Annotated in this window: 16 protein-coding genes; 3 read left to right on the forward strand and 13 right to left on the reverse strand. The window is 66.5% G+C overall.

All coding sequences use genetic code 11. From position 1 onward, the window contains the following. Window positions 1-24: 24 nt before the first annotated feature. Both mutL and RHOSA_RS0117715 read right to left on the reverse strand, forming a co-directional pair. Window positions 25-1,875, reverse strand: a complete 1,851-nt coding sequence (gene mutL, locus RHOSA_RS0117710) for a DNA mismatch repair endonuclease MutL (RefSeq protein WP_037256601.1) — start codon at window positions 1,873-1,875, stop codon at window positions 25-27. A gap of 15 nt (window positions 1,876-1,890) precedes the next feature. After that, the gene (locus tag RHOSA_RS0117715; protein ID WP_081728818.1) at window positions 1,891-3,195 is read right to left on the reverse strand and encodes a phosphoglucose isomerase-related protein; all 1,305 of its coding nucleotides are present in this window, start codon (window positions 3,193-3,195) and stop codon (window positions 1,891-1,893) included. A gap of 191 nt (window positions 3,196-3,386) precedes the next feature. Between RHOSA_RS0117715 and RHOSA_RS23385 the strand changes: the two genes are divergently transcribed. Next, complete coding sequence (locus RHOSA_RS23385) at window positions 3,387-4,703, forward strand: sensor histidine kinase (protein WP_051432290.1); 1,317 nt, start codon at window positions 3,387-3,389, stop codon at window positions 4,701-4,703. Window positions 4,704-4,747: 44 nt separating this feature from the next. Here RHOSA_RS23385 and RHOSA_RS23390 read toward each other — a convergent pair whose 3' ends face one another. From RHOSA_RS23390 to ileS, 5 genes are all read right to left on the reverse strand, one after another. Next, complete coding sequence (locus RHOSA_RS23390) at window positions 4,748-6,130, reverse strand: M16 family metallopeptidase (protein WP_051432291.1); 1,383 nt, start codon at window positions 6,128-6,130, stop codon at window positions 4,748-4,750. Between the two features lie 30 nt (window positions 6,131-6,160). Next, window positions 6,161-7,522 (reverse strand): M16 family metallopeptidase, encoded by a 1,362-nt coding sequence (locus tag RHOSA_RS0117730; RefSeq protein WP_051432292.1) that lies wholly within the window; start codon window positions 7,520-7,522, stop codon window positions 6,161-6,163. Between the two features lie 182 nt (window positions 7,523-7,704). Then, window positions 7,705-8,289, reverse strand: coding sequence for a DUF3035 domain-containing protein (locus tag RHOSA_RS0117735; RefSeq protein WP_027289730.1), 585 nt, complete (start codon window positions 8,287-8,289; stop codon window positions 7,705-7,707). A gap of 86 nt (window positions 8,290-8,375) precedes the next feature. Next, window positions 8,376-8,846: a signal peptidase II gene (gene lspA, locus RHOSA_RS0117740; RefSeq protein ID WP_027289731.1), complete on the reverse strand. Its 471-nt coding sequence runs from the start codon at window positions 8,844-8,846 to the stop codon at window positions 8,376-8,378. A 57-nt stretch (window positions 8,847-8,903) separates the two neighbouring features. Beyond that, window positions 8,904-11,750 carry an isoleucine--tRNA ligase gene (gene ileS, locus RHOSA_RS0117745; RefSeq protein WP_027289732.1) on the reverse strand — a complete coding sequence of 949 codons (2,847 nt, stop codon included), beginning with the start codon at window positions 11,748-11,750 and terminating at the stop codon, window positions 8,904-8,906. A 322-nt stretch (window positions 11,751-12,072) separates the two neighbouring features. Here ileS and RHOSA_RS23395 point away from each other — a divergent pair, with 322 nt between their 5' ends. Then, window positions 12,073-12,669 carry a class I SAM-dependent methyltransferase gene (locus RHOSA_RS23395; RefSeq protein WP_037256605.1) on the forward strand — a complete coding sequence of 199 codons (597 nt, stop codon included), beginning with the start codon at window positions 12,073-12,075 and terminating at the stop codon, window positions 12,667-12,669. Between the two features lie 85 nt (window positions 12,670-12,754). Here RHOSA_RS23395 and bluB read toward each other — a convergent pair whose 3' ends face one another. The 3 genes from bluB to RHOSA_RS0117765 all read right to left on the reverse strand — a co-directional run bounded on the left by bluB (window position 12,755) and on the right by RHOSA_RS0117765 (window position 14,339). Further along, the gene (gene bluB / locus RHOSA_RS0117755; protein ID WP_027289733.1) at window positions 12,755-13,441 is read right to left on the reverse strand and encodes a 5,6-dimethylbenzimidazole synthase; all 687 of its coding nucleotides are present in this window, start codon (window positions 13,439-13,441) and stop codon (window positions 12,755-12,757) included. Between the two features lie 240 nt (window positions 13,442-13,681). After that, the gene (locus tag RHOSA_RS25275) at window positions 13,682-13,819 is read right to left on the reverse strand and encodes an entericidin (protein ID WP_156092810.1); all 138 of its coding nucleotides are present in this window, start codon (window positions 13,817-13,819) and stop codon (window positions 13,682-13,684) included. 148 nt (window positions 13,820-13,967) lie between these two features. Continuing rightward, on the reverse strand, window positions 13,968-14,339 hold the full coding sequence (locus RHOSA_RS0117765; protein WP_051432293.1) for a hypothetical protein: 372 nt from the start codon (window positions 14,337-14,339) through the stop codon (window positions 13,968-13,970). Window positions 14,340-14,483: 144 nt separating this feature from the next. Between RHOSA_RS0117765 and RHOSA_RS0117770 the strand changes: the two genes are divergently transcribed. Continuing rightward, the gene (locus RHOSA_RS0117770) at window positions 14,484-16,808 is read left to right on the forward strand and encodes a class I SAM-dependent methyltransferase (protein ID WP_027289735.1); all 2,325 of its coding nucleotides are present in this window, start codon (window positions 14,484-14,486) and stop codon (window positions 16,806-16,808) included. Window positions 16,809-16,845: 37 nt separating this feature from the next. Here the strand turns inward: RHOSA_RS0117770 and RHOSA_RS0117775 are convergent, their stop codons facing one another. The 3 genes from RHOSA_RS0117775 to RHOSA_RS0117785 form a co-directional block, all read right to left on the reverse strand. Beyond that, window positions 16,846-17,817, reverse strand: coding sequence for a bifunctional riboflavin kinase/FAD synthetase (locus tag RHOSA_RS0117775; RefSeq protein ID WP_027289736.1), 972 nt, complete (start codon window positions 17,815-17,817; stop codon window positions 16,846-16,848). Window positions 17,818-17,986: 169 nt separating this feature from the next. Beyond that, window positions 17,987-18,496 (reverse strand): MaoC family dehydratase, encoded by a 510-nt coding sequence (locus tag RHOSA_RS23400; protein ID WP_437123688.1) that lies wholly within the window; start codon window positions 18,494-18,496, stop codon window positions 17,987-17,989. Window positions 18,497-18,751: 255 nt separating this feature from the next. Continuing rightward, on the reverse strand, window positions 18,752-19,174 hold the full coding sequence (locus RHOSA_RS0117785; RefSeq protein ID WP_027289737.1) for a winged helix DNA-binding protein: 423 nt from the start codon (window positions 19,172-19,174) through the stop codon (window positions 18,752-18,754). Between the last annotated feature and the right edge of the window lie 115 nt (window positions 19,175-19,289).

Here is a 19,289-nt window from a genome sequence, read left to right on the forward strand (position 1 = left end):
CCTTCGTGTCTTGGTGGTGCCCGTCTAACGCCGGCCGAAGAGTTTTTCGATCTCGTCCAGGCCGAGTTCGATGTAGGTCGGGCGGCCGTGGTTGCATTGACCGCTCTTGGGGGTCGCCTCCATCTGGCGCAGCAGCGCGTTCATTTCGTCGATGGTGAGCCGGCGGCCGGAGCGGACAGAGCCGTGGCAGGCCATCCGCGAACACACGCTGTGCAGGCGGTCTTCCAGGCTGAGCGTGTCGTCGCTCTCCTCAAGCTCGTCGGCGAGATCGCGGATCAGGCCCTGTACGTCGACCTCGCCTAGCAGCGCCGGCACCTCGCGCACCACCAGCGCGCCACCGCCGAACGCCTCGACCGTCAGCCCCAGACGTTGCAGTTCCTCGGCACGGTCGGCGACGCGTTGGGCGGCGCGCGCTTCCAGCTCGACCACTTCCGGGATCAACAAGCCCTGGCGGGCGACGCCGCGCGCGGCCAGCTCAGCCTTCATGCGCTCGTAGACCAAACGCTCGTGTGCGGCATGCTGGTCGACCAGCACCAACCCACGCTCGGTCTGCGCCACGATATAGTTCTCGTGCAGTTGCGCGCGGGCCGCGCCCAGCGGATGCTCCGTGCCAGTGGCCGGTGCCTCGGCGGCCGGCGCTTCCGCCCTGGCGCTCGGTGCCTGGTCCATCTGTGGCAGGGGCGCGTGATAGGCCGCCGCGGTCTCCTGCATCCCGGCTGAAGCGTAAGCCGGCTGCCCGGGAGCATACGCGGCGCCCCCCGAACCGCCGCGCGGCGCGTACGCATACGCCCCGCTGCCGCCGCCAGGCGGGACACCCGCACCTTCCGGGCGAAACGCGCCCAACGCCTGCTCCGCAACGCTGCCAGAGGCACGATGACCAGCTTCTGCCAGCTTGTGGCGGATCGCGGAGACGATCAGGCCACGCACCAGCCCGGGCTCGCGGAAGCGCACCTCGGCCTTGGCCGGGTGGACGTTGACGTCGACCTCCGCCGCCGGCAGCTCCAGGAACAGCGCCGCCATCGGGTGGCGGTCACGCGCGAGCACATCCTGATAGGCGCCGCGCAGCGCCCCCTGCAGCAGCCGATCCTTCACGGGCCGACCGTTGACGAACAGGAACTGACTTTGCGCGTTCGCCTTGTTCAGGGTTGGCAGGCCGGCATAGCCGGTCAGACGCACGCCCTCCCGCTCCGCCTGGATCGCCATGGCGTTGTCGGCGAACTGCTTGCCCATCACCGCGGACAGACGGGTCAGGCGGGCATCGAACAGATCGCCGGCCTCGGCCGGGGGATAGCGCAGCACCTGCCGGTCGCCGTCGGCCAGGGTGAAGCCGACCTGCGGGTGCGCCATCGCCAGGCGCTGCAGCGTGTCCTGTACGTGGCTGAGCTCGGTCCGGGGCTGCTTCAGGAACTTGAGCCGCGCCGGGGTGGCGTAGAATAGATCGCGCACCTCGACCCGCGTCCCGCTTGGCAGGCGCGCCGGTTCAACCGGGCCCGCAGCCCCCGCTTCGACCCGGATCTGCCAGGCGGCGTCGCCCCCTTGCGCCCGACTGGCCAGCGTCAGACGCGAGACCGCGCCGATCGAGGGCAGCGCCTCCCCCCGGAAACCGAGCGAGCCGATGTTGACCAGATCGTCGCCGTCCAGCTTGGAGGTGCAGTGCCGGTCGATCGCGAGCTGCAGCTCGTCGGCCTCCATGCCATGGCCATCATCGGCGACCAGGATCAGCGCCCGCCCGCCGTCGCGCAGCGTCACATCGACCTGCCGGGCGCCCGCGTCCAGGCTGTTCTCGACCAGCTCCTTCACCGCCGAGGCCGGGCGCTCCACCACCTCGCCGGCGGCGATCCGATTGATCAGGCCGTCGGGCAACCGCCGCAGCATCGTCGCCAAGGCGCCCTACCCTTTGCGTTCGCGCATGAACGCCTTGGTACGTTGCTTGCCGTCCTCGACCGCCGGCTGGTCGTAGGCGTCGACACCCAGCAGGTCGGCGGCGATCGCGGTTTCCAGCATGAAGTGCTGGAACAGCGCGCCCAGACGGGTTTCGTCAAGCGCCTGCAGGTCGAGCGTGCGCACCGGCCGGCCGTGCGCCAGCAGCGAGTCGCGAGTGGCCCGCGCCTCCGCCTCGAAAAGCTGGCCCATTGTTGCGTCGGCAAGGTAGTCGGCGCCGGGCACAAGATAGGGGTCGACCGCGGCTCCAAGCTCGCCGGCCGGCACATTAACGAGCGTGAACAGCTTGTCCGCCGGCCCGTCGAGGTAGAGCTGCAGCTGGCTGTGCTGGTCGACCGTGCCGATGGCGTCGATCGGTGTGGTCCCGTTGCCCTGCTTGCCCAGGCTTTCCGCCCACAGCTGGCGGTACCAGCGGGCGAACCAGAACAGCCGGTCGCAGTAGGGCATCAGCACGGACTGGCTGACCCCAGCCTCGCGCGCCAGCGCCACCTGCACCGCCGCCCCCTGTGCCGGCGGGGCCATTGTCGGATCGTCGGTTTCGAACGCGGCGGCGTTCACAGCCGCTGCACCCGCGCGCAGTGCGTGCACGTCCAGGCCCAGCAGCATCGCCGGCAGCGCCCCGGTCGAGAGCACGGAGAAGCGCCCGCCCAGATTGGGATCGTGATCGAGCACCCCCAGCCCATGGTCACGGGCGATCTGGCCGAGCGGGCTGTCCAGGTTTTCCGTCATCACGGCGACGTGCTGGCACAGATGCGAATCGCCGTTCGCCGCGCCCAGCCAAGCCATCACGATGGCCAACTGACACAGCGTCTCGGCCGTGCCGCCGGACTTGGAGATCGCCAAAACACCGGTCTCCGCCGGATCGAGACGGGCAGCCATCGCATGGAAAGTGTCCGGGTCGACGTTGTCCAGGAAGCGCACCTCGGGCGCCCCCTGCGGCGGGCCGAATCCCCGCTGCGCCAACGCCGCGACCGCTTGCCCGCCGAGCGACGAGCCGCCGGTGCCGAGCACCAGCATCGTGTCGAATCCGGTGCCGAAATGGCGGGCCAAACGCTGGACCGGCTCCAGGTCGTCAGCCCGCTCGGCTAACTGGATGAACGCTGGCGCACTGCCGTCTCCGCACGCGGCGCGCAAGCGTGCCAGCGATTCCCCGGCACGGGTCAACCACGGCTTCAAACGTTCCGGCGGCAACCCCTCTGGAGCGGAGCCGCGTGCGAAACAACCATCGATGTCTTGAGTATAGGGCACTGTCATGATGCTTCATAACCTAGCAGACTGCTGCCTGAACTGCCATCGGCCCCATGTCCTGATCCGCTGGATCAACACACGCGTAACACGCGTTTTACACCACACCTTAACCTCTACGCGTGTTTCGTGTCGTGATAACGCGGCCACCGCGCACCAAACTGCGACATAGCCGCCTGTGAACCAGCAACGGACAGCTCATGCTCATCGATTCCCTCGCGGGCTTTTTCTCGTCCGACAGCTTCATGCCGCACGGCATGTGCTACCTGTGGGACCCGCTTGTACTTTGGCTGCACGCGGGGTCGGACCTCCTGATCGGGGCGGCGTACTTCTCCATCCCCGTGGTCCTGGCGCTGTTCACGATCAAGCGCCGGGACCTGCAGTATCGCTGGGTGGCCGGGCTGTTCATGCTGTTCATTGTCGCCTGCGGCACCACGCACCTGTTCGGCGTATGGACGATCTGGAACCCGGACTACGCGATCGAGGGCCTGCTGAAGGCGATCACCGCTCTTGTCTCGCTCGCCACCGCGATCGTGCTATGGCCGCTTCTGCCCAAGCTGCTCGCCTTGCCGAGCCCATCCATGCTGGCGCAGTCCAACGCCGAGCTGCAGGCGGAAATTGACCGGCGTCGGGCAGCAGAAACGCGGTTGCAAAACCTCAACGCGGAGTTGGAAAGACGGGTCGCCGAACGTACGGCGGAACTCGAAAACAAGAATACGGCGTTTGAAGCCGAAATCGCCCAGCGCCAGGAAGTCGAACGCCAACTGGTTGCCGAACGCGACCGCGCGGAAGTCGCCAACCAAACCAAATCACAGTTTCTGGCCCTGATGAGCCACGAGTTGCGCACCCCTTTGAACGCCATCATGGGCTTTTCGGAGATGATCAAGACGGAAGCCTTCGGTCCGCTCGGCCAAGCGCGCTACCGCGAGTACGCCCACGACATTCACGCCAGCGGCGAACACCTGTTGCAGTTGATCACCGAGATCCTCGACCTTTCGAAGATCGAAGCCGGCAAGATGGAGCTGCGAGAAGAGCAAGTTGTCCTGAACGAAGTCTCCCAGGAGACCCAACGGCTGTTCCATGACAAGGCGGCGGAACACACCCTCACCTTCGCGACCGAAACGACCGAAGCGGTCACCATCACCGCAGACCGTCTGGCGTTGAAGCAAATGCTGATCAACCTGATATCCAATGCCCTCAAGTTCACGCCACTCGGCGGGCGCATCGACGTGTCCACCGACGTCGCCGACGATGGCAACCTCGAGATCGCGGTCACCGACACAGGCCCTGGGATGGACCAGACGGAACTCGAACAAGCGGTCCGCGCGTTCGGTCAGACCTCGGCAGGGCGCAAGGCTGGCGGCACAGGCCTGGGATTAACCCTGACCGCCGCGCTCGCCCATCTGCACGGCGGCCGGCTGGATATCGATAGCGAACCCGGCCACGGCACCACGATCACGATCGTCCTGCCCGGCGCGCGCATTCATAACTCTGTCACCGACACGGCCACAGCGTAGGCGCAGACCGGACGCCCACGCCGACACCCAGGCGTTTTCCGCGCCTAGCTTGCCCCGTCGCCGATCTGCGGCGCTTCGCGCGTTGGCTCGACGCCTTCCGGCTGACCGACCACGACCACGGCCAAATCATCCGGGTGCAGCAACTCGCCGGCCACACGCTTGGCCTGATCCAGGGTGACGCTTTCAATCAGCTGCTTGCGTTTGTCCATGTAGTCCATGCCCAGGTTCTCCTGCTGCATGGCCACCAGGATCGAGGCGATGTTGGACGTCGACGAGAGGCGCAGCGGGAAGGACCCGGTCATGTACGTCTTGGCGTCAGCCAGTTCTTCCTGCGTGGGGCCTTCCTCAGCCATCCGGCGCCATTCCTGGCGCACCACCTCCAACGCCTTGCCAACACTGGCGTTGCCGGTGCCGAGCCCGCCGCCCATCACCGAGGCGTGGTCGAGGGGGTGCAGATAGCTGTACACGGAATACACCAGACCGCGCTTCTCTCGTACCTCCGTGAACAGGCGGGACGCGAACTGGCCGCCGCCAAGGACGTAGTTCACCAAACTGGCGGCATAGTAATCCGGATCGTCACGCGCGATGCCGTCATGGCCAAGCACGACCCAGGACTGCGGCACGCTTTTCTCGACCACGACCGTCTCGCCCGCGCCCTTGGGCGCGACATCGGTGACCTGCGGCACGTCGCCGGTGGTTTCCGGCAGATCGGCGAAGGCGCGGTCGAGCAGCGGTTTCAGCTCTTCCGGCGTGATGTCGCCGACCACACCCACCATCAACCGGTCGCGCGCGAACCGGGTTTCCACGAAGTCGTGCAGATCCTGGCGCGTGATCCGCTGCAAGCTGGCTTGCGTGCCCGAGGTCGGCTGGCCGTAGGGATGGTCGGGAAACATCAGCTTATCCAGCGTCAGGTTCGCCACCGACCGGGGATCCTGCGAACGCCGCGCCAGACTGGCTTGAATCTGGCTCTTGATTCGCTGCACCGGCTCGGCGTCGAACCGCGGCTGGGTCAACGCGAGAGCCATCAACTCGAAGGCGCGCGCGCGATTTTCGCTCAGCGTCTTGAGTGAGCCGTAGAAGGCATCCAAGCTGGCGTCGAACGACAGCTTGATCGCCTTCTGGGAAAGTGCCTGCTGGAAGTCCTGGCTGGACATCTCCCCCGCGCCCTCGTCAATCGTGGAGGCGACGAGGTTGGCGAGACCCGGCTTGTCCTCCGGATCCAATGCGGCGCCACCCCGGAAAGCCATCCGGAGCGACAGGATCGGGTTGGAGTGATCCTCGACCAGCCAGGCAGTGATCCCCTGATCGGAGACGACCTTTTGAACTTCCGCAGCACGCACCGGGGCCGGCTGCAGGGCGACAAGCGCGGCTACCACCAACCCGGCCAAGGCACAGCGCGCCGGGGTCGTCGTCAGCGTCTTCAGCATCGTGAATGTTCCTGCTTTGGGTAAAGCGGATTAGCTGGTCGGTTCGGGCTTCAGCACCGCGGTGACCGAGGAATCCGGGTCGAGCACCTGCTTCGCCGCGGCCTCGACCTGCTCCGGCGTGACCTCGGAAATGCGCTGTGGCCAAGCCTCAATGTCCTCGACCGTGCGGCCGGTCACCAGCGACTGGCCGATCACCCGGGGGGCGGTGTTGACATCGTCCTGGGCGTAGACGGCATCCGCGCGCAGCCGGTCGATCGCGTTGGCGACCTCTTGCTTGGTGACGCCTTCGCTCAACAGCGTCTCGATCTCCGCGCGCAAGGCCTGCTCGGCCTTGGCGAGATCGATATCCGGGCGCGGCGAAATGTAGAAACCGAAGTCGGTGGTATCGACCGAGCTGGGCGAATACCAACTGCCAGCGGACACCGCGACGGCATCTTCCACCACCAGACGTTCGTACAGCCGGCTGGTCGGGCCACCGCCCAACACCTCGCTCAGGAGCTGCAAGGCGTAGGGCGTCACCGCGTCGTCCGCGGTGTTGTAGCTGGGCGCCAGATAGCGGATCGACAGGGAGGGTTGGCGCACCCGCGAACTCTCCAACTCAACCCGGCGCGGGGCGTTCTGCTTCGGCTCGGCGATCCGGTCGCGGTCGGGCACCTCGGCTTTTGGGATCGGCCCGTAATACTTCTCCGCGAGCGGCCGGACCTCCTCGGCCGTGACGTCGCCAGCGATCACCAACACCGCATTGTTCGGTGCGTACCACCGCTCGTAGAACGCCTGCATGTCGTCGGCCGACACGGTTTCCAGCGTCTGCTTCCAACCGATGATCGGCGTGCCGTAGGGGTGGTGCAGAAACAGCGAGGCGTTCGCCATCTCAGACAACTTGCCGGACGGGTTGGTCTCCACCCGCTGGGCGCGCTCTTCCATGACCACCTGGCGTTCGGTCTTCACGTCTTCGGGCTGGAGCTCCAGGTTCTCCATCCGGTCGGCCTCAAGCTCCATGATCAGCCCGAGCCGATCCTTGGCGACCGTCTGGTAATAGCCCGTGTAATCGTAGCTGGTGAAGGCGTTCTCGCGCCCGCCATTGCGCGCGACGATGTCGGAGAACTCGCCGTCCGGGTGCTTCTCCGTACCCTTGAACATCATGTGTTCGAGGATGTGGGCGATACCGGCCTTTTGGATCGGCTCGTCGGCGCTGCCGACCTTGTACCAGAGCATCTGGGTGACGATCGGCGCGCGGCGGTTGGTGACCACCACCACCTGCAACCCATTGTCGAGCGTGAAAGTCTCCGGATTAAAGATCTGGGCGCGCCCCTGGCCGGGGGCGGCAACTGCAGCGACCGCGAGCGCGAACACGCCCAGGGCGGCCGTCAACAAACGGGGAAATCGGTGCATCGGATCCACGAACCTCGCGCGGGTGAACGGGCACGGGTCACACCGGCAGGTCGCGACGCCCGATCAAACGGGCCACGATGCACGCCGGCGTTCCGAGCGACCATATGGCGACCGCGCCGCCCGTGGGCAACACGATCAAACATGACGATCTTGGGGCAGCCGGCACGACAGTCCGGCCGGCGCTACAGACCGCCCAGGATCCCGCGGTCTTCGCGCTCCTGAATGGGCACCTCGCCGTCCTCGAGCGGCTTGCCCTGGGCACGGTTCTCGCGCAGGCGTCTGGCTTCCGCCTGGGCATCGACGACCTCACCCGGCTGCTCGGGATCGCGCCAGAAAATATAGTCGTCGAGCGGCCCCTGCAGGTCTTCCGCCCGCTCCGCCGCCTCGCGGGCCACGGTCTGGCGGATGTCGGCAGGCGCCGCCCCGGCGTTGGCGTTGGCGAGCAGCCGCTGCTCGCCGTCACTCAGACCGCCACGACCGCCCGGCATCCCCGGTTGTTCCTGGCCTGTGGCCGGCGATGCCAACAGAGCCTGCTGGGCGCGCACCCGCGGGCTGGTCGCCTGCGGCCGCCCGCCGCCGGCACGTGGTGGCGGCAGCTCGCTCAAGCTGGGCGGCATTTCGAGCGGCTCATGCTCCGCGACCTTGAACTCGTCAGGCGCGGTCTGCTTGAGCCCCAGGCTGGTGCGCCAGCTGTCGCTGCAGCCGGCAAGCGCAGGCAGCGCCAGCAGCAGGACCGTGACGAGGCGGATTGGGCGGCGGTGTGTCATGGCGCGGCTCGGCGCTCCATCAATCGGCATCAGTGGGCGGGGCTCGGCGCACGGGCGTCCCAGAGAGGGGTGCACGCGCCTGACTGTTACGCGCTTTCCCGGTCCCGGCGCAAGAAGGCGTCGAGCAAGAGCACGCCAACTCCAACCACGATCGCGCTGTCAGCGACATTGAAGGCGGGCCAGTGCCAGCCGGCAGCGTGGACATCCAGGAAATCGACCACGGCGCCGAAGCGCAGACGATCGATCACGTTGCCGATCGCCCCGCCCACGATCAACCCGATGGCAAGCGCGGTCCAACGCCCGTGCCTCCCGGTGTGGAGCCAGTACAGCAGCCCACCGGCGACGATCGTGGCGAACGCCGACAGAAGCCACGGCTGCCAAGGATTCCCAGCCCCCAGCAAACCGAACGACACGCCGGGGTTCCAGACCAGCACGAGGTTGAAGAACCCAGTGACCTCGATCCGCCGCGGCGGCTGCATCAGGTCCAGAATCCACAGCTTGCTGACCTGGTCGGCGACCAGAACCACCGCCGCCATGACGAGGCCGAACCGGAACATGGTAGATGCCCTTGCGCGCTTACCGAGAGAAGCAGGTATTTCGCATCGACCCGCCGGCTATTCCGCCGCCGCGCCCAAGGCGTGGACAGCGTCGGCACAGCGCGCGCAAGTCTCCGGCGCCTTGGGATCACGATCGACCTCGGGCAGCACCTGCCAACAGCGCTGACACTTCTGCCCCTCGGCCAGGCCGGGCTTGACCGCCACGCCGGGCACCTCCTCCAGGCGGTAGGCATCCTCCGGTCCGGCGCCCTGCTCGACCGTGATCTGCGAGGTGATGCAGACCAGCGCCAGGTCGACGTCGGCGACCGCGTCCAGCAACGCGTCGTCGTTGATGTAGACGGTCGGGTGCGCCTGCAGGCTGGCGCCGATGCGCTTGGCCTCCCGCTCGCGTTCCAGCGCGCCGGTAACCACCCGGCGAACCTTGCGGACCTTGGCCCACTTGTCCGCCAGCGGCTGATCCGCCCAGGCGTCGGCCACCTCCGGGAACAGGCGCTCGTGCACGCTCGCTTCCGGTCCCGTGCCGCGCGCCCACCAGGCCTCCTCTGCGGTGAACGCCAGGATCGGCGCCAGCCAGGCGGTCAGGTGGTGGAACAGCGCGTCCAGCACCGTCCGGCAGGCCTTGCGCCGGATGCTGTCCGGCCGGTCGCAGTAGAGCACGTCCTTGCGGATGTCGAAGTAGAAGGCCGACAGGTCGATCTCGCAAAAGCGGTACAGCTCGCGGTAGACGCTCATCAGGTCGTAGCGCCGGATCGCCGGCATGATCGCCCGATCGATCTCCCACAGGCGGTGCAGCACCCAGCGCTCCAGCTCCGGCATCTCGGCCGGCTGGACGCGCTCGCTCTCGGTGAAGCCGTCCAGGTTGCCGATCAGGAAGCGCAAGGTGTTGCGCATCCGCCGATAGGCATCGGCCTGGTAGCGCAGGATCTCGTCGCCGATCCGCAGATCCTCGCTGTAGTCCGAGGCGACCACCCAGAGACGCAGGATGTCCGCGCCCTTCTCCGCCATGATGTCTTGCGGGGCGATCACGTTGCCGAGCGACTTCGACATCTTGCGCCCGTGCGGGTCGAGCACGAAGCCGTGGGTCAGCACGCCCTCGTAGGGCGCATGCCCGCGCGTGCCCGCGCTTTCCAGCATGGAGGTGTGGAACCAGCCGCGATGCTGGTCGGAGCCCTCCAGGTACAGGCTGGCCGGCCACTTCAGGTCGTCGCGCGCCTCCAGCACGAAAGCGTGGGTGGAACCGCTGTCGAACCAGACCTCGACGACGTCGAAGACCTGCTCGTAGTCCTGGGCGTCGTAGGCATTGCCCAGGAATCGCTGAGCGTCCGAGTTGAACCAGGCATCGCCGCCTTCCTGTTCGAACACCTGCGCGATGCGCTCGATCACTTGGGCGTCGCGCAGCGGCTCGCCCGTCTGCTTGTGCACGAAGATCGGCAGCGGCACGCCCCACTTGCGCTGACGCGACACGCACCAGTCGGGGCGGTTCTCGATCATCGAGTAGAGGCGGGTCTTGCCCGAGGCCGGATAGAAGTCGGTCTCCTCGATCGCCGCCAGGGCCTTCTTCCGCAGGTCGTTCGTCTCCATCGAGATGAACCACTGCGGGGTGTTGCGGAAGATCAGCGGCACCTTGGAGCGCCAGGAGTGCGGGTAGGAGTGGCGCAGCTTGCCCTGCGTGACCAACTTGCCCGCGTCCTTGAGCGCGTCGATCACCCGGCCGTTGGCGTCGCCGTGCTTGCCCTCGGGCGTGTAGACGCGCGCGCCGGCGAACAGCGGTACGCTCTCGACGAAGTAGCCGTCGGCGTCGACGTTGTGCGGCATCGCCAGGCCGTGCTGACGGCCCAGCAGCCAGTCGTCTGTGCCGTGCCCGGGGGCGACGTGCACGAAGCCGGTGCCCTGGTCCATCGTGACGAACCCGCCGGCCAGCAGCGGCACGTCGAACTCGTAGCCCTGGCCGCGGAAGGGGTGCGCCGCCAGCGTCCCGTCAAGCTCGGCGCCCTTGAACTCGGCGACCACCTTATAGCCGTCGATCGCGGTGTCGCTCGCCACCTGTTCTACCAGGGCCTTACCGACGACCAGCTTCTCGCCCGTCTGCGCCAGACTGCCCTCGCCCGGCTCGGTTACCTCGATCACCGCATAGGTCTCCTCGGCGTCGTAGGCGATCGCGCGGTTGCCCGGGATGGTCCAGGGCGTGGTGGTCCAGATCACCACACTGGCGTCGGACAGCGCCGCGTGGCTGGCGGTGACGACCGGAAAGCGCACCCAGATCGTGCGCGAGGTGTGCTCGTGGTACTCGACCTCCGCGTCGGCGAGCGCGGTCTTCTCCGCAACCGACCAGAGGACCGGGCGGTCGCCGCGATACATCCCGCCGTTCTGCAGGAACTTGCCGATCTCGCGGACGATCTGCGCCTCGACCGGGTAGGACATCGTCAGGTACGGGTCCGCCCAATTGCCGACCACGCCGAAACGCTTGAACTCCTCGATCTGCTGGGAGATCCAGTAGTCCGCGAACTCCCGGCACTCCCGGCGGAACTCGACCGGATCGATGCTGTCCTTGTCCTGGCCCTGTTTGCGGTAGCCCTCCTCGACCTTCCATTCGATCGGCAGGCCGTGGCAGTCCCAACCAGGAACGTAGTGGGCGTCGTAGCCCAGCATCTGCATCGAGCGGTTGATCGCGTCCTTCAGGATCTTGTTGAGCGCGTGGCCCATGTGCAGATGGCCGTTGGCATAGGGCGGGCCGTCGTGCAGGACGAACTTCTCCCGGCCCTTGGACTGTTCGCGCAGCCGCCCGAACAGGTCCATCTCGTCCCAGGCCTTAAGCGTTTCCGGCTCGCGCTGCGGCAGGCGCGCGCGCATCGGGAAATTGTCGGCGCGGGGCAGGAAGACGGTCGATTTGTAGTCGACGCTCATTATGCGAAAACTCTCGAAAACAGCGCGGATGACGACGGGCGCGCGCTCGAAGCGCAACTAAAGCCGGTGGCGTGCAGGCAGCTGACGGCCGTGCGCGCTTTGAGCGCGCGCGACTGTATCAACGCCCTGAAAGCGGTCAAGGCACAGGCGGTGCCCACCGATCCGAAACCGCCGTCCGCCTTGCGACCTCGCCAGCCATCCCTGCGACCGAAACGCCACAGAGGCGTCATCCCTGGACGCTTGCGTTGCGGGATCAACTGTGGATATTGCATGCGGTCTTAACGCCACCGCAAGAAATCGTTCGCTTTCGCGGGACAACTCAATGGCCAAAAAGCCGACTGAACTGTCGCTGTTCCTGCGCCGCTGGATCGCGCACCCGCTGCGCGTTGGCGCGGTACTGCCTTCATCACCCAGCCTGTGCCGGATGGTCGCACGCAATACGGTAACCAGCCCCGATGAGCTGGTGATGGAACTGGGGGCGGGCACCGGCACGGTGACCGATTACCTGATCGCCGCCGGCCTACCGGAAGAACGGCTGATCCTGGTCGAGCTGGACCCGGACTACGTCGCTTACCTGCGCACGCGTTTCCCCAAGGCGACCGTGATCGAGGGCGACGCCAGCCAGCCGCGCAAACTGCTCGAGCCCGACTTGGTCGGCAAGCTGGACACGGTCATCTCCGGCATTCCCGCGCTGCAGTTCCCGCTGGCCAAGCAGCGCGCCTACATGGACGAGTGCTTTTCGATCCTGCGCGAAGGCGGGCAGGTGCTGCAGTACACCTATTCGCTGAAATCGCCGCTGCCCTACGAGAAGCTGCAGATGACCGGCCGGCGGCTGGGTCTGACGTTGGCCAACCTCCCGCCAGCACACCTCTGGTGCTACCTGCGCCCCGAGCCGGCACTCGCCGCCGCGGCAGAGTAGCCGAACCGTCGGCGTGAACGCGCCCCATCCTGTTTGAAGCGAGGACCAGGTCGGGCAAGGTCAAGGCACCTTGCCCGACCTGGCTTTAGCGCCGGATTATGACCTCGTCGTCATCCGCCCGGGCTTCCCACCCGTAACGGGCCAGTTCGGGGTCGCTGTGCTCCTCCTGCGGATAGCCGACGCAGAGGTAGGCGACCAGCGACCAGCTCTCCGGCACTTCCAGGGTACGGCGGACGAGCTCTGGTTCCAGGATCGACACCCAGCCAACACCGATCCCCTGTGCCCGCGCGGCGAGCCAGAGGGTATAAACGGCCGTCACCACCGAGTAGCGCAGCGTCTCCGGCATCGTCTGCCGGCCCACGCCGTGGCCCCGCTGCGTGGCTTCCGCGGCGAACACGGCCAGATGCTCCGGCGCTTCGCGCAGGCCAGAGAGCTTGAGGCGGGCATAGGCCCGTGCCCGGTCACCCGAGTAGGCCTGCAAGGCTTCCGCGTTACAGCGTTCGAAGTTCTCCGCGACAGCCGCCCGGCGGTCGGGATCATGCACCGTGACAAAGCGCCACGGCTGCGAGAAACCGACCGACGGCGCCAGGGTCGCCTGCCGGATCAGCGCGTCGAGCGCGCCCTCGGGCAAGGAATCCGGCCTGAACCGACGCACGTCGCGCCGCCAGGCGAACAGCTCGGCAAGTTGCGCGCGGAACGCGGCATCAAACTGCGGCGGACCATCCGCGGAAACATCGGCATTCGGCTGAGCGGGGGAAGTGCTGGGTGTCATCGGCGCGCTCGACTCCTTCGCATCCTTGGTCGGGGCGCATGACAGCCGAGTTCGTGCCGCCTCGCAAGCCGGGATGGCGCGTGCAATCGACGCCATGGGCGCGCGTACGCGTATTCGATTGGCGTGTGTGCCGAACTGGATATCACCTGCCTGTTCGCCACGGCCACCGCCCAAACACAGAACGCCACGCCCTGAGGGCGGGCGTGGCGTTCTGTCAAAGCGGCGCTTTCGTGTTGCGCCCTACATGTCGTCGGTTTCTTCCTCGACCTCGTCGCCGGCGTTCTCAACATCCTGCTGCATGCCGTCCCAGGTGTTGGAGCAGGCCCCCAGCGCGATCAGGGCCGTAACCGACAGAACGCTGGCGAATTTGCGAAACATGGTGTCCTCCCTTGTCATGGTGCGCAGTTAAACGTGACTGCGCTTACGAGGGACCAGATGCGCGCCTAGAAATTCCCCACAAGGCTTGCCATAGCCCATAAACGCAGTTGTCACGTAAGCGGGATGCGGGCCTAGGGTCTGCTCCGCCCTACGTCACGCACAACACGGCCGCGATGATCACGGCAAGCCAGCGCAAACCCCGTGCGACGCCTGGGTCGCCATCGGAGTTCTCCGCCGACCGCCAGACACCGATCATGGCGAGCAGGTTGTACGGCACGGAGATGGCATAGCCGACCACCAGTCCCGTGATCGGGAGATCCCGCGTCACCAGGACCAGATTGAGCGCGGTGGTCATGCCATTGACCAGCACGCCGCCCAGGATCAGCCAGCCCCAAAACGCCGCGCCCAGGGCAACCTCGCCGCGCCAAAGGCGTTTGATGTCGCTCAGAATATTAGACGCTCCCCGGTTGGTCGGATGATCGCCGCAGAAGGACATGGCTCCGGCGCCAAACTCCGTCATCCCTATGCGCGATGACTAGGCGCGGCCCTCCCTGCCACAGCCCGGTGGCGACCATATGTCGCACCCCAGTATCCGGTCTGACGTCTTGCGACAGCCCGATGATCCCGAGTGTCATCGGACTTTAACATTTGACCGGATATTCCCGTGGCGACGACGCAGTTCAACCAAAGTGATGATCCCTTTGCCCGGGCGCGCGACCTGCTTCGGCGGGGGCAACTGCGCAGCGCCGAGTCCGTTTGCCGCCAGGCTCTGAGGCGCACGCCCGATCAGCCCAGCGGTCTCATGATGCTGGGCGTGATCGCCCAGCAGCGCGGCGCCCCGCAACGCAGCCTCACGTACTTGCGCCGTGCCGCCAGCAAGGCCCCGACAAACGCCGAAATCCAGTTCAATCTCGGCGTCGCCCATCAGCATCTGTCCGAGTGGCACGAAGCTGCGGAATGCTATCGCCGGACGTTGGCACTGCAGCCACGCCATCCCGGGGCGCTGAACAATCTGGCAATGGCCTATTGGGCGACCGGGGAAATCGACGCCGCCATCCAAACGTTCGAACAGTTGTTGGCGCTCAAGGGAGAGGACCCCGCCACACTCACAAATCTCGGCATGGCGCTCAGGTCCGCAGGACGCGCCGAAGCAGCCGTGGCCTGCCACCAACGGGCGATCGCAGCACAGCCGAGCCTGGCGCAAGCGCATAACAACCTCGGCAACGCGCTGCTCGACCTGCACCATCCGCAACAGGCGATGGACGCCTTTCGCGCCGCGCTGGCTCACCGACCTGACTACGCCGATGCCTGGAGCAACCTCGGCACCGCACAGGCTGCGTGCGGCCACCACCAGGACGCCGTCGCCGCGCAGTGCGCGGCGCTTGAGCGGGCGCGCGATAACGACCGTTTCTGGCAGCGTTTCGCGGCCACCCTGGAGCCGTGCACCTATGACACCGCCTCCCCGGAAATCGAGCAATGGATCGTGCAGCTGCTCGACCGCCGGTACTGCGACCCGGTGCGACTGACCCGGCCGATCCTAAGCCTATTGGAAACACATGCAGCGTTCCGTGAACTGCTGTCGCTGACCGACCCCTCGCACGATCCGGCCCGGGTATCGTTTAACGAGCTTGCGGCCCGACTCGGCCGGATTGCGCTGTTCGACCGCTTCGCGTGGTTGACCCCGATCTGCAGTCCCCAGGTGGAAGACGCCCTGGCACGCTTCCGGCAGATGCTCGTGTCGCAGGCGCGTGCCGAAGAACAGTTGTCCGCCCCGGCGCTGGCGTGTGCCGCCGCCGTGGCGGCCCAGAGCTTCCTCAGCGAATACCTCGACGTGGTTGAGGCTCCGGATAACGGTCATGTTCAGGCGGCAGCGGCACAATGCACGGCCGATCTCGCAGCCGGGCGCCAACCCACCCCCGAAATCGTCGCTGCGGTTGCCGCCTATCAGCCGCTCCATCAACTGGAAAATGGAGAGCGCCTCAACCGCTTCGATTGGCCCGAACCGATCGCGCGCCTGATCGAGCTGCAGCTCAATGAACCCGCACGGGAAGCAAATCTGCGCGCATCCCTCCCGACGCTGACCCCCATCACCGACGAAACGTCATGTGCCGTGCAGGCACAATACGAGTCCCACCCCTATCCGCGCTGGCGAAAGCTCGATGTCCCGACGGTGCCGTTGTCTCTCGATCGTTATCTGAGAGAGAACGTCGGGACCGGTCCGGTCCACGCCCTGCCCGCGCAGACAGGCGCGCGCGTGCTCGTCGCAGGCTGCGGAACCGGTCGTCACGCCATCCGCACCGCCTTTCGGTTCACAGGCTGCGAGGTGCTGGCGATCGACCTAAGCCGGAGCAGCCTCGGCTATGCGCGTCGCCAGAGCGAGGCGCTGGGCCTGGCGAACGTCTCCTATGCTCAAGCCGATCTGCTGGAGCTTGAGCAGATGGACGAGACGTTCGACGTCATCGAGAGCGTCGGAGTCCTGCACCACCTGGCCGATCCCACGGCCGGGTTGGGACAGCTTGTGAAACGCCTCCGGCCCGGGGGACTGCTCAAGCTCGGCCTGTACAGCCGCGCCGGGCGGGCGGACATCAACTGGGCACGCGCATGGACCGAACAGAACGCCATCCAAGGCGATGCGCGTGGCATCCAGCGGTTACGCGCCTGGGTCCGTGAACGGGCCGAAGCCGGCGATCCGCACGCGCGCAGTCTGTTGCGGCGGTCCGATTTCTTCGCCACCAGCCTGGTGCGGGATATGCTCCTGCATGTGTGCGAGCATCAGTTCGACTTTATGCAAATCCAACGGATGCTCGCGGAATGCGACTTGGCGTTCCTCGGCCTGGAACCCGCCAATATGGCAAGCTATCGCCGTTTCCGCACCCGGTATCCGGAGCCTGACAAACTCACGGATCTGGCGGCCTGGGCCGCGTTTGAACGCGAGCACCCGGAGATGTTTCGAGGCATGTACCAGTTCTGGTGCCAGAAACCCGGGTGATCCGACCCAACGACAGTCGGGGCTCTAGGGGAGCCTTCTAGCTTCCCGCGCCCTCGATCGGCACCGGCGGCTCGTTTTCCAGCACCCGGCGGGCGTGGCGGCAGTCCTCGGCAATTTGCAGGGAGAGTGCCTGCATGCTGTCGAACGTATGGTCGCCACGCAGGAACGCGATCAGCTGCACGCGCAGATGCTTGTTGTAGAGATCCGGGCTGACGTCGAACAGCGAGACCTCGAGCAGAACGTTGTCACCGTGCACCGACGGGCGGGTGCCGATGTAGCCCGCGCCGTCCATCCAGAAGGTGTCCGGCCCGTTGTCGACGCCCGCACGCACGGCGTAGATGCCGTGCATCGGCTCCAGGTATTCGCCGAGCGGCACGTTGGCGGTCGGAAAGCCGATCTCGCGGCCGCGCTTGGCGCCATGCTCGACGCGCCCCTCGACCTCCCAGGGCCGCCCCAGCAAACGCTGCGCCTCGCGCACCTCGCCTGCCTGCAGGCAGGCGCGCACGCGCGAGGAGGAGATCGTCTCGCCATGCTCGTCCTGCACCGCATCGAGTGCGGAGACGCCAAAGCCGTGCGTCTCGCCCAGCCGGGTCAACAGGTCGATGTCACCCTGGCGCTTGTAGCCGAAGCGGAAGCCACGCCCGACCACCACATGCGCCGCCTGCAGATCACGGACGAGCAGGTTGGTGACGAAATCTTCCGCAGGGATCTTGGCGAAGTCCCAGTCGAACTGCAGGACGAACACATTGTCGATGCCGAGCGCCTCCATCAGCCGCAACCGGGTGCGCAGAGCACTCAGCCGGAAGGGCGGCTGGTCCGGCTTGAACAGCCGACGCGGGTGCGGCTCGAAGGTCATCACGTTGCACGGCACGCCAAGCGCGCGGGCACGCGCCTGCGCCTCGGCCAGCACCCCCCGATGGCCGCGGTGCAGCCCGTCGAAGTTGCCGATCGCGACGACGCCGCCGCGCGCACTGTCGGGCAGGTCGTGGGTATGCCGGTAGACGTCCATCGTCGCTCGCTTTGCGCGCTGTCCCAGGGGCATGCCAGCCGCCGTTGGCGTGGGCGGCTCCGGTGTAGCGCGCCTTCGCTCAAGAAAAAAGGGGCCGGCGCCCGTCTGCCACAGGCACCGGCCCCTTCCCGAGCCTCGTGTTCCCCCGCCGCAAGCGAGGGGCGTGCGGTTACTCCGCCGCGTTGGTGTGGCTGTGCGGCGGCGGGACCGCGCCGACCTCTTCCTCGGGGCGGCCACGGACCTCCGCGCGGCTATTGACCATCAGGCGGGCCTCGCCATCGAGCACCGTCTTGCCGTCGACGGTGCAGACGGTGTCGACCTTGACCCGCTTCTTCTCGCGGTTGACCTCGGTCACCGTAACGCGGGCGCGCACGGTGTCGCCGATCTTGACCGGCGCCTTGAAGTTCAGGGTCTGCCCCAAGTAGATGCACCCCGGCCCCGGCAAGCGCGTGCCCAGCACCGTGGAAATGAAGCTCGCCGCCAGCATGCCGTGAGCGATCCGGCCCTTGAACATCGTCTGCTCGGCAAAGTTCTGGTTCAGGTGGACCGGATTGGTGTCGCCGGAAATCCCTGCGAACATGACCACATCGGCCTCGGTCACCGTCTTGCCGTAGCTGTCGGTCATGCCGACCTCCAGGTCCTCGATGAAGTAACCATGGAGGTCCTGCATCGCCCGCATCGGCGCGTCGCCCTTGCGCTCGTCCGTCATCGAACGCTGCCCTTCCTTGTTGCAGTGCCGCAATTCCATGCTGCAGCGCACACTACTAGTCCCACGTGACCGGAGCAAGCGTTTCAACCGCAACGCGCCGCCGACACCCTTCTCAAACACCACGCCAACGAACGGGCTAAGAGCACCAATGTCCAGCGTCCCAGGGCGGCCCTGCAATCATACCACCGGAAGATCAGCCAACGCGGATGGCCGTCGACCACCGGGTCAGCGCGCCTCTCCAACCCGCTTGCACAGGTCCTGCAGACCAGCCTGAAAAGCTTCGCGCCGGCTTTCCGGCAGATCTGCCATGGCGGCGGCCAGCGCGATCAAGGGATCGACCTGTAGGGCACGCTCGCCTTGAGCGGTAACGCTCATCCAAGCGTCCTCAGGCCCGTTGGAATCCATCCGCAAATAGCCTTGCTCGACCAACTGGCTGATCAAGGTGGACGCGCGTCCGGGTGACAGGTGATGGGCCTTGGCGAAGCCTGCGGTCGTGCGCTGCGTCGCCTCGTGCTCGGCGAAGAAGCGCAGGGCATCGATATGATAGGGTCGCAACCCGTTGCGATTCGCCTTGGCGTCGACGACGCGGGACAAAGCCCGCAGCATACGCGCAGCCTGATAGTCCGATTCAGCAACACCCGTTGTCATCTTTGCAGCCCCCTCCCCGGGTGCCGAGATATCCCTGAAGCCATCTCCGGCTGTTTACGTCACGGACGATGTTCTGGATTTTTTTCATCGACCGTGACCGCTCCACGACACGCCG

Origin of the sequence: Rhodovibrio salinarum DSM 9154 (assembly GCF_000515255.1) — a bacterium.
GTDB lineage: Bacteria > Pseudomonadota > Alphaproteobacteria > Kiloniellales > Rhodovibrionaceae > Rhodovibrio > Rhodovibrio salinarum.

Coding starts and splice junctions, on each gene's coding strand:
- RHOSA_RS0117765 (WP_051432293.1), bottom strand. CDS start 14,339: ATGACGGAGTTTGGCGCCGGAGCCATGTCCTTCTGCGGCGATCATCCG.
- RHOSA_RS23395 (WP_037256605.1), top strand. CDS start 12,073: ATGGCCAAAAAGCCGACTGAACTGTCGCTGTTCCTGCGCCGCTGGATC.
- RHOSA_RS0117735 (WP_027289730.1), bottom strand. CDS start 8,289: ATGACACACCGCCGCCCAATCCGCCTCGTCACGGTCCTGCTGCTGGCG.
- RHOSA_RS25275 (WP_156092810.1), bottom strand. CDS start 13,819: ATGTTTCGCAAATTCGCCAGCGTTCTGTCGGTTACGGCCCTGATCGCG.
- RHOSA_RS0117730 (WP_051432292.1), bottom strand. CDS start 7,522: ATGCACCGATTTCCCCGTTTGTTGACGGCCGCCCTGGGCGTGTTCGCG.
- RHOSA_RS23400 (WP_437123688.1), bottom strand. CDS start 18,496: ATGCGGGCGATGCAGGACCTCCATGGTTACTTCATCGAGGACCTGGAG.
- lspA (WP_027289731.1), bottom strand. CDS start 8,846: ATGTTCCGGTTCGGCCTCGTCATGGCGGCGGTGGTTCTGGTCGCCGAC.
- mutL (WP_037256601.1), bottom strand. CDS start 1,875: ATGCTGCGGCGGTTGCCCGACGGCCTGATCAATCGGATCGCCGCCGGC.
- RHOSA_RS0117775 (WP_027289736.1), bottom strand. CDS start 17,817: ATGGACGTCTACCGGCATACCCACGACCTGCCCGACAGTGCGCGCGGC.
- RHOSA_RS23390 (WP_051432291.1), bottom strand. CDS start 6,130: ATGCTGAAGACGCTGACGACGACCCCGGCGCGCTGTGCCTTGGCCGGG.
- bluB (WP_027289733.1), bottom strand. CDS start 13,441: ATGACACCCAGCACTTCCCCCGCTCAGCCGAATGCCGATGTTTCCGCG.
- RHOSA_RS23385 (WP_051432290.1), top strand. CDS start 3,387: ATGCTCATCGATTCCCTCGCGGGCTTTTTCTCGTCCGACAGCTTCATG.
- ileS (WP_027289732.1), bottom strand. CDS start 11,750: ATGAGCGTCGACTACAAATCGACCGTCTTCCTGCCCCGCGCCGACAAT.
- RHOSA_RS0117785 (WP_027289737.1), bottom strand. CDS start 19,174: ATGACAACGGGTGTTGCTGAATCGGACTATCAGGCTGCGCGTATGCTG.
- RHOSA_RS0117715 (WP_081728818.1), bottom strand. CDS start 3,195: ATGACAGTGCCCTATACTCAAGACATCGATGGTTGTTTCGCACGCGGC.